The organism is Cobetia sp. BL01 (assembly GCF_056493605.1).
Genome location: NZ_JBVBEE010000001.1, coordinates 25956 through 39533 on the forward strand (window position 1 = coordinate 25956; position 13578 = coordinate 39533).

5 protein-coding genes are annotated in these 13578 nt (G+C 63.5%); all 5 read left to right on the top strand.

The annotated features are described in order from the left end of the window. Window positions 1-247: 247 nt before the first annotated feature. Window positions 248-1462, top strand: a complete 1215-nt coding sequence (locus tag ACZYGA_RS00095; RefSeq protein ID WP_479398201.1) for a capsule biosynthesis protein — start codon at window positions 248-250, stop codon at window positions 1460-1462. Between the two features lie 131 nt (window positions 1463-1593). Next, on the top strand, window positions 1594-2478 hold the full coding sequence (locus ACZYGA_RS00100; protein ID WP_479398203.1) for an SDR family NAD(P)-dependent oxidoreductase: 885 nt from the start codon (window positions 1594-1596) through the stop codon (window positions 2476-2478). Window positions 2479-2822: 344 nt separating this feature from the next. Beyond that, the gene (locus ACZYGA_RS00105) at window positions 2823-4574 is read left to right on the top strand and encodes an LTA synthase family protein (RefSeq protein WP_479398205.1); all 1752 of its coding nucleotides are present in this window, start codon (window positions 2823-2825) and stop codon (window positions 4572-4574) included. Further along, on the top strand, window positions 4571-12787 hold the full coding sequence (locus ACZYGA_RS00110; RefSeq protein ID WP_479398207.1) for a type I polyketide synthase: 8217 nt from the start codon (window positions 4571-4573) through the stop codon (window positions 12785-12787). Before ACZYGA_RS00105 ends, ACZYGA_RS00110 begins: the two co-directional genes overlap by 4 nt. Window positions 12788-13054: 267 nt before the next feature. Next, entirely contained in the window at window positions 13055-13393 is a 339-nt protein-coding gene (locus ACZYGA_RS00115) for a hypothetical protein (protein ID WP_479398209.1), read from the top strand. The last annotated feature ends 185 nt before the right edge of the window (window positions 13394-13578 follow it).

A 13578-nucleotide genomic window follows, 5' to 3' on the forward strand; every position in this document is an offset into this window, starting at 1 on the left:
CAAATCAGCTTCCGCCCTTATACCCGCGGACGCACAATCGCAAGAGAGCCTTGGGGAGCAAGGGGGCTCGTCGACAGCCTCCGTGGCTAGCGCGATCGAAAAGCTGCGCCTGCTCAAGATGTCAGATGATGCCGTTTTGACACGTCCGCCAGTCCAGACCGACGCCTCTAGCAATACTGACATACAAACTCCAGGGCAACCTCCCACTGCTCACATCCAGCCGGGGGGGGGACGCAGGCGTGTATTCATGTTGCTGCAGGGGGTATGCTCCCCCTTCTTTCTCCATCTGGCGAAAAAGCTCAAACAGGATGGCCACGAGGTCATCAAGGTCAACTTCAACAGTGGTGATAGCTTTTACTGGCGTCACGACAAGGCGTATGCCTATCGCGGCAAGCTCGAAGACCTCGGCGACTGGATCGCCGCGCTGTGGCGTAAGCATCACGTCACTGATCAGGTACTATTTGGTGACCGACGCCCGGTACATCGGGATGCGGTACTTAAAGCGGAATATCTCGGTATTCGTACCCATGTGTTCGAGGAAGGCTACTTTCGCCCTTACTGGGTGACACTGGAACGCGAAGGCGTCAATGGCCACTCCCTGCTGCCACGCGACCCTGACTGGTTCCGTGAGGCAGGCAGACACCTCGAAGATGCTCCCACTCCGCAACGTTTCAAGGCGCCTTTCAGTGAGCGGGCGCGCCACGACATCACCTATCACCTGGCGGGCGCGGCCAATCCGCTGCTGTTCCCGCGCTACCGCTCGCACAGCATTCACGCCGTGCAGGAATACGCGGGCTATGCAACACGACTGCCCTTGATGCGCTGGTACAAGCGGCGTGATGCCAAGCGTATCGATCAGCTGATGGGCAGTGGCGCACCCTACTACATGCTGCCGCTGCAGTTGAATACCGATGCCCAGATACGCCACCACTCGCGCTTCGCCAACATGCAGGAAGTCATCCAGCGGGTGATGAAGAGCTTCGCCCTGAATGCGCCACGCGGTACACGCCTGGTGATCAAGAACCATCCTCTCGACATGGGGCTGGTGGATTACCCGGGGCTAATTCGCTCATTGGAGCGCCGCTACGACCTGATCGGCCGTATCGTCTACCTGGAGAGCGGCAATCTTGAGAAGCTGCTGCAGCAGGCCAAGGGCATGATTACGGTCAACAGCACGACCGGCAACGTGGCGCTGCAGTATCGCTGCCCGACCTTCTGTATGGGTGACCCGATATTCAATCTGCCGGGCCTGACCTTCCAGGGTTCTCTGCATGATTTCTGGTCCCAGGGCCAGCGCCCCGACACGACTTTATTCCGGCATTTCCGCAATACGGTGATTCATACCGCGCAGCTAAATGGGGGGTTTTACAGCAAGCCGGGTATGCAACTGGCCGTGCTGGGCGCGTCCAAGATACTGTGCGCCGAACGCTCGCCGCTGGAGAACATGTTGAGCCGCTGCTGAACATGAAAAAAGACTGGTGGACTACGCAACAACGGTGAGACACGCCAATGATGGCAGCCCTCTCAATCGACCGTAACGAGAAACGCAAGGGAACTGCCGGCCTTCGGTGTCGGGATTCAAGGAGACCAAAGATGACGGCCATGCCCCCCCAGCAGCCAGAGTCCACCGATGCTGAGCGCGACGCTGGCACTCACCGAGCGGATAGCCGACCTGCGGAGAGCGACTCCGGTGCGCAAGCCGCGCAGGATGCCAGCCGTCTGCGGCGCGTCCTGATCACCGGCGCCACGGGCGAGATCGGAGGTGCTCTGGCACGCGCCTATGCCGAGACAGGCACCACGCTGATCCTCACCGGCCGCAAGCAGCGCAAGCTCGATGCGATCGCAAGCGATTGCCGCAAGCTGGGCGCCGAGGTGGAATGCACGGTACTCAACCTGTGTGATGAAGAGACCCTGTTCACCTGGCTGGATGAAGTCTGCGCGCGCGGCGTGCCGGACATCGCCATCGCCAATGCCGGCATGAATACCGATATTGGCCCACAGGGCAACGGGGAGCGCTGGGAGGTTTCACGCCGCCTGCTGCAGACCAACGTGATCGGAACGCTGGGCATGGCCCATCAACTGGCCATGGCGATGAAGCAACGTGGCAGTGGTCAGCTGGTGTTGCTAAGCTCCCTGGCGGCCTGGCATGGACTGGCATTGACGCCCAGCTACAGCGGCAGCAAGGCAGCGGTCAAGGCATATGGCGAAGGTCTGCGCAGCTGGCTCAAACCCCATGGCGTAGGGGTCACCGTCGTTATGCCCGGCTATGTCACCTCGCCGATGTGCGAGGCCATGCCAGGGCCCAAGCCCTTCGAGATGCCCCCCGAAAAGGCCGCACGCCGCATCCTCAAGGGTGCAGCGCGTAACCGGGCGCGTATCAGCTTCCCCTTCCCGCTCAACTTCGGGTGCTGGTGGTTGAGTGTCCTGCCCGCCGGAATCTCACAGCGCCTGCTCGGGTGGTTCAATTACACTCATTGATCGAGGCTTGCGTCTTCGTGAGCCTGAGCCGTGGGCCGTGGGCCGTGGGCCGTGGGTCGGCCCGCCATGAGCAGTAGGCGATGACTCAGCGTTTTTCCATTGTCATGACAATGAGTTAGCGTAATGCCCCAGTACCTGCCACTGGAGTAGATCGTGCAGGATCGATAAGGAAGACAGTGGCGGGAACGCCATAGCGGCGTTGAACATGCTGAAACGACCAGGATCTGGACGCGAGGGGCCGACTTATCACTCCCCTAGCCGCCATGGATCTTGATCAGGGTCGAGTACTCGACCGGACACTACACAGCCCCTGCGACGGCAGCGGCTAACGAGGTCGGCATTACATGGAGTTTGTCATTGCGTTTGTGTCTTTCATGGCCGGGCCACTGCTGGTCGGCCTCGGGCTGACGTTGGAGCTTGAGCATCTGCTGCTGAAACAGATGACGACACCGCCAGCCGCATTCTGGCGCCGCCCCGTCAGTGCCCGGGTGGCACATGTCGGGTACTGGTGCGCCAGCTGGTCACTGTGCACCTTGATCACCCAGCGGCCATGGTTCTCGCTGATCGTCGTCAATGCGTTGTGGTTGGTAGTGCTGCAGGTCAGCCACACCAAGTACGTGTCGTTGCGTGAACCCTTCCTCAGCCATGACTTCGAGTACTTCACCGACGCCATCAAACATCCGCGCCTGTATATCCCCTTCTTCGGCATCGGGCTGACCATCGCCGCGACCACGGCAGGGGCGCTGGCGATCGGTCTGGGGCTCTGGCTCGAACCCGCACTGGGCTACTCCGCCGCCTACTCAGGCAATGCCGCTTTGTGGCTGGTGCCGTTGATCAGCGTACTGATCGGTGCGAGCCTCCTGGTCTACGCCCTGGGCAACCGTCTGGCCAGCAAGGTGATGTTGGTCCCCGAATTCGACCTGAGCGAGCTGGGCATGGTGCCCTACCTGCTGGCCTATGCGCGGCTGGCGCGTCGCCCACTCACGCCGCAGCACAACCCCCTGGATGAGGGAGAGCGCGAACTCGACGCCACCTTGCGCGAACTCGATGACAAGAGCGCCACCAGGACACTGCCCCATGTCGTCAGTGTGCAGAGCGAATCCTTCTTCGATGCTCGCCGCGTCTATCCCCAGGTGCGTGATGACCTGCTGCCGAACCTGGACCGCTGCCACTTCACCGCCCTGGCCCAGGGCCTGCCGTGCGGTCGTCTGGCCGTGCCGGCGTGGGGCGCCAATACCGTGCGCACTGAAACCGCCTTTCTGACAGGTCTGACCGCCGAGGAGCTCGGCGTGCACCAGTTCAACCCCTACCACCAGCTGGCGCGCCGCGCCGTGCCGAACCTGGCCGCCAGTTACAAGGCGATGGGCTATCGCACGCTGTGTATCCATCCCTATCCCGGCAGCTTCTATCTGCGCAATCAGGTGCTGAAACAACTCGGTTTCGATGAATTCCTCGACATCGCCCACTTCAGCGATGCCGACAAGAGTGGCCAGTACATCAGCGATGCCGCCGTGGCGGCCAAGGTCGAAGACTGCCTGCTGGAAGCCGGCGACACGCCATTGTTCATCCAGGTGATCACCATGGAGAACCACGGCCCGCTGCACCTGGAAGCCTTCGACAGCGCATGTCTGCCGGAGTGGTATGACGGCGACCTGCCGGAGAACTGTCAGGAACTGGGCATCTATCTGCGTCATCTGGTGAATGCCGATGCGATGATCGACCAGCTCACCACCGCGCTTTCGCGACTGCCGCGCGGCGGGCTGCTGTGTTTCTATGGAGACCATGTGCCGATCATGCCTGAGGTTTATACGACCCTGGGCGAGCCCAATGGCGTGACCGACTGCTTCATCTGGTCCAGCGCCCTGCCGGAGTCCGACGACACAGCCCGCCAGACCATGTCGGCCGTGCGCGACAAGGACCCGGAGCTGATGGAGTGGGCCCTCGACTGCGAAGGGCCCTTCAAGACTGACGAGCAATGCCGCAAGGGCGACCCGCGCGTCATCAATATCGATAGATTAGGAAGTGCGCTGCTGAAGGCGACCGCGAAACATGCTCGCCACAGTGCAGTGACTCAGAAGTTCAGGAGCTTGTCATGACCCGACGCGTTGCCATCATCGGCGCAGCCAGCCGTTTCCCCGGCACCACTCAGGCCAACCTGTGGGACGACCTCCTGGCCGGCAAGGACATGGTGACCGAAGTCGCCGACGACCGCTGGAGCAAGGAGTCTCTCTCGCACCCGGACAAGAAAGCCCCGGGCATGAGCTACAGCTTCGCCGCAGGTTCACTGGGCGACATCACGGGCTTTGACCCCGCCTTCTTCGGCATCAGCCCGCGTGAAGCCGCCAGCATGGACCCCCAGCAACGCATACTGCTGGAGATGAGCTGGGAAGCCATCGAGCACGCCGGCATCCCGGCCGAGAAGATGCGCGGCTCACGCTGTGGCGTCTTCATGGGCATCGCGAGCCTGGATTATTCCTATCGCATGGCGGATGACCTCAGCGCCATCGGCCCGAATACCGCAACCGGCAATACCTCCAGCGTGGCCTCCAACCGCCTGTCGTATGCCTTTGACCTGCACGGCCCGAGCCTGTCGCTGGATACCGCCTGTTCCTCCTCGCTGGTCGCCTTCCACCAGGCTTGCCAGTCGATCAGAAGCGGCGAGACCGACATGGCGCTGACCGGCGGCATCAGCCTGCACCTACATCCGTACGGCTTCCTGATCTTCTCCAAGGCCACGATGCTGTCGAAGACCGGCCGCTGCCAAGTCTTCGATGAGGCCGGTGACGGCTATGCGCGCTCCGAAGGCGGCGGCGTCTTCCTGCTCAAGGATCTCGACCAGGCCATCGCCGATGGCGACCGCATCCTCACCGTGGTGGCCTCTTCCGTGGTCAATACCGATGGCTACAAGTCCGGCCTGACCGTGCCCAACCCGGCGGCGCAAATTCAGTTAATGGAGCAGGCCTGCGAGCAGGCCGGAATTCAACCGGACGAAATCGACTATCTCGAGGCCCACGGCACCGGCACCGCAGTCGGTGACCCGCTGGAAACCCGCGCCATCGGCGCCGCCATCGGCCAGAAGCGCACCAGTCCGCTGCCGATCGGCTCGATCAAGAGCAACATGGGTCACCTGGAAACCGCCTCTGGCGTGGCTGGGCTGGCCAAGGCACTGGGCGTGATCGCGCACCGTGAAGTGCCGGCGACGATCAAGATCCAGCGTCTGAATCCGAAGATTCGTACCGACGAGTGGAATCTGGATATCGTCACCCAGCCGCGCAAGCTCAAGGCGGACGGGCGCCTGGTCGTCGGGGTCAACTCCTTCGGCTTCGGTGGCGCCAATGCCCACGTGCTGCTGGAAAGTGCTCCGGAACAGTCGGTAGCGCAATCGCACTCTGAAGGTGAACAAATGCCGCCGCTGCGCCTGAGTGCCCGTTCGCCGCAGGCGCTCAAGCAATCCGCACTGGAGCTGGCAGAGCACCTGCGTGAGCTCGCCGCCCACGACATGGCGCCCAGCCTCTACGATCTCGCCTGGCAGTTGGCCGCCCGCCGCGAGCACCATGTGCATGGCGCCCTGCTCAGCGCAGACACCTTCACTACCCTGCTTCAAGACCTGGACACCCTCGGTAGCGAGGGAGATCTCGGTGACCATCCGCGCATCACCCTGGCAGACCGTCTGCTGGCTTTGCCGAGCGCCAGCGACAATGGTGCCTCGCCGCGTCATGGCGCAAAAGTCGTCAGCGGAGTGCAGCAGGAGCGCGGCCCGGTGTTCGTGTATTCCGGCAATGGCTGCCAGTGGGCCGGCATGGGCCGTGCCCTGATGGAAGAGTCCGCCAGCGTGCGCGCCTGTCTTGAGCGCCTCGATGCAGCCTTCCGCGACTTCAATGGCTTCGAGCTGCTCAAGGAGCTGGACGGCAGCCTGAGCGAGAAAGGCGAGAACCGCCTGGACGCTACCGAGATCGCCCAGCCGACGCTGTTCGCGCTGCAGGTCGCGGTCACCGAATGGCTGATCGAACGCGGTATTCGCCCTGCTGCCGTCACCGGCCACAGTGTCGGCGAAGTCGCTGCCGCCTGGGCCAGTGGCGCGCTGACGCTCGAACAGGCCACCCGCGTCATCTTCCAGCGCAGCTACCACCAGGGGCGCACCCGGGGCACCGGCGCGATGATGGCCGTCGGTCTCGGCGAATGCGAGATGCGCGAGTGGCTGGAGCAGCCGCAATGGGCGTCGCTGTCACTGGCTGGCATCAATGGCCCGCGCGGCACCACCCTGGCCGGCGAGCGTGAGCTGCTGGAAGCGCTGAGCAAGGAGCTCTCCGCCCAGGGCACCTTCGCGCGGGTACTGGGGCTGGATTACGCCTTCCACAGCCCGGCGATGGACCCGATCAAGCCCGGCCTGCTCGAATCCCTCGACGGCCTAACGCCCCGCGCCACCCATACCCCGTTCATCTCCACCGTCACCGGCAGCGTCATTGCCGGCGAGCAGCTGGATGCACGCTACTGGTGGGAAAACATCCGTCAGCCGGTCATGTTCGAGGCCGCCGTCACCTCGCTGGTCAACTGGCACTCCGACGCGGAAGAGAACGCTGCCCTCGGCCGCCATCGCCTGCTGGTCGAGATCGGTGCACACCCGATCCTGCGCAGCTACCTGAACGACATCCTCAAGGCGCGCAGTGACGAGGCACCCGCCGGTCAGGTGCTCGCCAGTCTCGATCGTCGCCATGCCGGGCTAGATGCCCTGGAGCATCTGCGCGGTCGCGTGCTGCTTTCCGGCGCCGTCGACATCACCGGCCTGTTCCCGGTCGCCGGTCAGTTCGTCGAGCTGCCAGGCTACCCGTGGCAACGCATCCCGTGCTGGATCCAGACCACCAGCGAAAGCCAGCGTCTGCTGGATCGTCATTACGTGCATCCGCTGCTCGGCTATCGTCTCGCCCAGCAGCGCCTGACCTGGGAAGCCCAGCTCGATACCCAGAAGGTCGCGTGGCTGGCCGATCACCAGGTCGGCGAGAGTGCCGTCTTCCCGGGGACCGGCTATCTGGAGCAATGCCTGGCCGCGGCCCACGAATGGCAGGCCGCCAGCGCTGATGCGGACAGCCTGCCCGACGTGCTGGATCTGGAAGACTTCGAGATTCGCGCCCCACTGCTGCTCGATGACAGCACGCTGCGTCTAACCCGCCTGTCGCTGGACAGCTCCAATGGCGCCATGCGTCTGGAAAGTCGTGAGACACGCGCGGAAGATGCCGACAAGTGGAACCTGCACGCCGTAGCGCGCGCCTTCACCGCCACGCGTGGACGCCTGCTGGAGCGAGCCGCCCCAGTCATGCCGACTCGCGCCGCCGATTTCGGCCGCGATGAGCACGTGGCGGCTGCCGCGCAACTCGGCCTGCATTACGGCCCGCATTTCCGCGCCGCCGAGCAGATCTGGGTCGACGCGGGCGCCGACCATCACACACCGGGCACTGCGCGTCCGCAGGTGCTGGCCCGTTTCTCGTTGACCGAGGAAATGGCCAGCCAGGACGGAGACTTCCACCTGCACCCCGGCGTGCTCGACAGCGCCTTCCAGCTGTTCATTCCGCTACTGGGCGTGCTCAAGGGCCAGATGGCGGCCAGCAATGGCATGGCCTTCGTGCCGGTGCGTGTAGGTCGCCTGCAGGTGCGTGAGCAGGTACGCGCCTCGCAGATCGTCACCGCGCGCGTCGTGCTGCGCTCGCGTGGCCCGCACTCCCTGTGCGCCGACTTCGAGCTGTTCGATGCCGAAGGCCGCGCCGTGGCGGTTGCTGAAGAGGCCCGCTTCCGCGCCGTACGCCTGGGACGTGACGGCACGGCGCATCTGGATTATCTGGATATCGAACTGACTGCCGCCCCGCACCCGCTCACTCAGCCGTCCGCCCCGGCCTTAAATCTCGCAGGCCTGGTGAATGACGCCATGCAGGCGTCAGAAGCTGCCGATGGCGGTGAGGGTGTTGGTGAGAATATTGCTGAGAGCGACACGGCCGCCAGCGCACAGACACTGCTGGCCGACAGCCAGTGCTTCCGCGATGAGCTGGAGCCGCTGCTCGACAGCCTGATGCTCGCCAGCGTCCATGAAACCCTGCTGCGTCACGCCGCGCCGGGCGACCCGGAGGTGGCCCATCTGGATCACGAGGCGTTGTCGCGCTGGCAGCGCCGTTGTCCGCTGTTCAGCCGTGCCCTGCTCGACTGGGCCGAGTCACAAGGTCTGACGGAAGCACTCGACAGCGGCGACTGGCAGATCAACTCGCTGGACCTGCCCGCCGCGAATGACATCTGGCAGCTGCTGGTACGCGACTACCCGGGCCAGTTCCCGCTGACGCATGCCGCCGGTCGCCTGCACCTGCATCTGGATGAATGGCTCAATCGCGGCATGCCGTTGGACGGTACTCAGTCAGAAAGGAATGAGGCTGATGAAGTGGTGGCAGATCGCGAGGCGCTGCTCTCGACGGACGCCAGTGCCGCACTGGAGCATCTGCGCCAGCCGCTGATCCCGACGCTGCTCAAGACGGCGGTCGGCAATGCTGGCTGGCAGTGGTTGAGCGCACAGCTCGATCAACGCATCAGCAGCGCGCTTGCCGCCTTGCCTGCCGGCCAGCGCCTCGATGTGCTGGAGCTGGGTGCCGGCGGCCCCTGGCTGGGCCAGCGTCTCGCGACACTGCGCGAGGCGGATGCACGCAACGGTCGCTACTCAGCGCTGGATTACCGCTTCGTGGCCGCCAGTGCCGGCGCCCTCAATGAAGCCAATCGCCTGCAGGATGACTTGCCGCTGATCGACGTGATCACGGGCGAGGCCTTCCAGGACACTGTTACGACCCACAAGGCGCAGCTCGCCATCGTGCATCTGGACTTCGAAGCACCGTCACAGGCGCGCGAGCTGCTGACAGCGCTGATCGCCCGTCTGGCCCCCGGCGCGCAGCTGCTGCTGTGTGGCTGTGAACCGGCGGCCTGGGCCGGGCCGATCCTGGCCCTCGATGATGGTGAGCAGCTGCGCAGTCATCCGGGCATCGCGCAATGGCAGCGTCTCTTGACCCAGCTGGGCCTCGACATCGAGTCACCAGCGCCTGCCAGCGATAGCCTGGCCAGCGATCATCTGGGTACTGATACATCAGGCGCCTGGTGGCTGTCCGCGACGCTCGCCGCTCAGACACCACTCGCGGCTCTTGCGAAAACCGCTGAAGGCCAGACGGCGGCAGGTGAATCAATCGAGAGTGAATCAGTGGAAGGCGAAGCAGTGGCAAGCCAGGCCGCCACGCTCTCCATCGCGCTGCTGGATAGCCCGCAGGCACCGGCGGATCAGGCACTGCTGACGCGCTTGAGCGACTCACTGACCGCACGTGGTCATCAGGTCAGCCATCAGCCTCTGTCAGCCAGCCTGCCCGCGGACATGTCCGCATTGATCGAGCAGCTTGGCGACGTTGATCACCTGATCGCGCTGCCCAGCGCTGCGGCGACAGCTGAGCAGAATGATACGGACAGCACCAACGCCCTCCAGTGCGCACGCCAACAGCTACTGACACAGGTCGCCCAGGCCTTTGACAGCGCCCAGGAGCAGGACGACAGCCGCCTCGCCCCGACCCTGTGGGTGCTGACACATGACGTGGCGACGCTGTGGCAGACAGATGGTGCCCCCGCCGCGACGCCACCGGCGGATGCAGCCAGCTGGGGCTTTGCGCGCAGTCTGGCCAACGAGAGCCAGTCGCTGACCATTCGCCTGCTGGATACGCCGACGCTTGAGCACGACGACGCCTGCACGCCGGCCTTGATGGACGCGCTGGTGCAGGAACTCGAAGCACCGGATCAAGAGCAGGAAGTGGTGCTGAATGCCACTGGCGCGCGCTTCGCGACACGCCTGCGTCAGGTGACGGCGCCTCAGCAGGCCGCTGGTGGCGAGAGCTCCCTCTCGCAGATCTCAGGCTCGCAGACCTCAGGCGCTCAGCGCCACGGCGTCAGCCTCGGCTTCAGCCAGCCCGGCCAATTGCGCAACCTAGAATGGCAGCCACGTATTCTGCCCGCCGTGGCAGCCGGCGAAGTGGAAGTGCGTGTCGAGGCGACCGGTCTCAACTTCCGCGATGTCATGTACACCCTCGGCCTGCTGTCGGATGAGGCCATCGAACACGGCTTCTCAGGCCCGAGCCTAGGGCTCGAGTTCTCCGGCATCGTCACTCAGGCCGGCGCCAATGCCGAGTTCAAGGTCGGCGAGCGCGTAGTTGGCTTCGGCCCGGCCAGCTTCTCCGACCGTCTGGTGATCGCCGATACGGCGCTGGCCCATGTGCCCCACGGCGTCAGCCTGGAAGCCGCAGCGACCATCCCGACCACCTTCTTCACCGTCTACTACGCGCTCAAACATCTGGCGCGATTGGAAGAAGGCGAGAAGGTACTGATTCACGGCGCCGCCGGCGGCGTGGGCATCGCGGCATTGCAGATCGCCGAGTGGCTGGGCGCCGAGGTGTTCGCCACCGTCGGCTCGCCGGCCAAGCGCGACTTCCTTGCGCTGATGGGCATCGACAACGTCTATGACTCGCGCAGCCATGGCTTCGCCGAGGATATCCTGGCCGATCTCGCCGCATGCCAGCAGCATGATCCGTCTGTCGATGCGCGCGGTGTCGATGTGGTGCTCAACTCGCTGGCCGGTGAGGCCATCGCCCAGAATCTGCGCGTGCTCAAGCCGTTCGGACGCTTCTGTGAGCTGGGCAAGCGCGACTTCTACGAGAACACCCCGATGGGGCTGCGTCCGTTCCGCAATAACTTGAGCTACTTCGGCATCGATTCCGATCAGCTGATGAAGGAATGCCCGAGCCTGACCACGCGTCTGTTCCGCGAGATGATGGCGCTGTTCGAGGACGGCACCCTGGCGCCACTGCCCTACACCACCTTCGATGCCAGCCAGGTGGTCGAGGCCTTCCGCTACATGCAGCAGGCCCGCCAGATCGGCAAGGTCGTCGTCACTCAGCGCGTAGCCGAGCACGCCGCGGAGCAGACAAGTGCAAGTGCGGAGGCGGGAGCAGGTGCAGGTGCAGGTGCAGTGTCCACTCAGCGCGACGCATTAGCGGCCAATCAAAAGACACTGACGATCGACCCGGCTGGCAGCTATCTGGTCACCGGCGGTCTGGGCGGCTTTGGCCTGCGCACCGCCGAGTGGCTGGCCGCGATGGGCGCGCGTGAGCTGGTACTGCTCGGGCGTTCCGGCGCGGCCAGTGAAGAAGCACAGCAAGGCGTCGCGCGTCTCGAGGCCCAGGGCGTGAACGTACACGCGCTGGCCTGTGATGTCGCCGATGAGGCCGCGTTATCAAAGGTGTTCGCACGCTTCGGCAAGTCCGCTGACGGCGATGGCATTGCACCGCTCAAGGGCATCATCCATGCCGCTGCGGTGATCGATGATGCGCTGATTCGCCATCTCGATGCCGAGCGCATCCAGCGCGTGATGACGCCGAAACTGGAAGGTGCGCGACTGCTGGACCGCCTGAGTGCCGAGCATGCGCTGGACTTCTTCGTGCTCTATTCCTCGGCCACCACTCTGTTCGGTAACCCGGGGCAGAGTGTCTACGTGGCGGCCAACCACTGGCTGGAAGGGCTCGCCGCCAACCGTCGTGCGCGTGGCCTGCCCGCCACCTGCGCACGCTGGGGCGCGATCGAGGATGCCGGCTTCCTGGCACGCAACGAGAAGACCCGTGAAGCACTCAAGAATCGCCTCGGCGGCGATGCGCTGATGGCAGACCACGCTCTGGCCTGTCTCGGCGAGATGATCAGCGCGGATCAGCATGCCCAGGCACTCGGCTTGCCGGGACGCTCATTGGGGGTGCTGGAACTGGACTGGGGCGCGCTTGCGCGCTTCCTGCCGACCGCCGCCACGCCGCGCTTCGAGGAAATCTCCCGCCGCGCCGGTGAGGATGACAATAGCCAGGCGCAGCAGGATGATATCGCCGCGGCACTGGCGGGCCTGTCCGGTGAAGCGCTGCAGACCGCTATCGTCGAGATTCTCAAGGGCGAGCTGAGCAAGATTCTGTTGATCGACGCCAGCGCCATCGACGTCAACAAGAGCGTCTACGACATGGGCTTCGACTCGCTGATGGGGGTCGAGCTGATGACGGCGGTCGAGGCGCGCCTGGGGATCAGCATTCCGGTCATGATGATCAGTGAAGCCGCCACCCTGTGGCGCCTCGCGGAGCGCCTGATGCACAAGATGGGCAATGCCGACAGTGAGGAAGCTGAAAACAGCTCTGAAGACCAGGCCATGGCACAGCTCGTGAAGCAGCATGGCGGTGACTCCATCACTCAAGGAGAAGACACTGCCGTCATGAGCAAATAAGCGTAAACGCATCACGTGATAGGCGAGAGCTGGTAACACTACCACTCTCGCCTTTTTTCTATCAGGGACCGGGTTGCAGGTCATGCAGGATGAAATTTGCCATCGAGTAAAACTAATGGCGCCATACTATCTACTGAATTTTAGCGTGAACTGAACTAAAGTTTGTTCAGCTGCCATCGCAGTGCATGGAGCACTCGGTTGTTCACCAAATAAAGCCCAATCCATAGCCGACTTTATGGCTTCTCATTTTTGATGGAGCAAATCCTCATGGACGAAATGACCATCCTGTCTGTCAATACGCACCATGATCTGCAGGATCATACCCCCTTGGCACTCACAACGAGCGCGGAAGGCTTTACGCTACTGCTGGCCAAGACACAAAGCGAGACCTACCTCGTGATCGTCCAGTTCATTGGGCAGACCGTCTCGACGCTAGAGCTGGCTTCAGCACGTTATGGGGACTTTGTCATTCAGCTCATCGATGAGCACATTCGGCGACATCCAGGGATTCAGGGCACAGATCTCGATATGCACATCCGGCTCAAGGCAAAAGACCATTTAGCGCGCACGCCCTTGCCAAGCAATTTTTTAGAGCCTGCTGCCTGATATCAACAGCCGATGGCGTCACCTTACCCAACGATGAGCGGCCTCGAGAGGAGTTAGCTCCTTGAATGGACAGGTGAGACTCGATAATCGGCATTATTGTGGGTGGCGCTTGAGCAGCCCTGACGCGTGACTCACCGACCGCTCGCGCGCAACCGCATGTGGCGGGTGCTCAGCAAGTCCCAGAG

What these genes read in the sequence shown, in the direction of transcription:
- ACZYGA_RS00115 (WP_479398209.1), top strand. Translation starts at nt 13,055, where the DNA reads ATGGACGAAATGACCATCCTGTCTGTCAATACGCACCATGATCTGCAG.
- ACZYGA_RS00100 (WP_479398203.1), top strand. Translation starts at nt 1,594, where the DNA reads ATGACGGCCATGCCCCCCCAGCAGCCAGAGTCCACCGATGCTGAGCGC.
- ACZYGA_RS00105 (WP_479398205.1), top strand. Translation starts at nt 2,823, where the DNA reads ATGGAGTTTGTCATTGCGTTTGTGTCTTTCATGGCCGGGCCACTGCTG.
- ACZYGA_RS00110 (WP_479398207.1), top strand. Translation starts at nt 4,571, where the DNA reads ATGACCCGACGCGTTGCCATCATCGGCGCAGCCAGCCGTTTCCCCGGC.
- ACZYGA_RS00095 (WP_479398201.1), top strand. Translation starts at nt 248, where the DNA reads ATGTTGCTGCAGGGGGTATGCTCCCCCTTCTTTCTCCATCTGGCGAAA.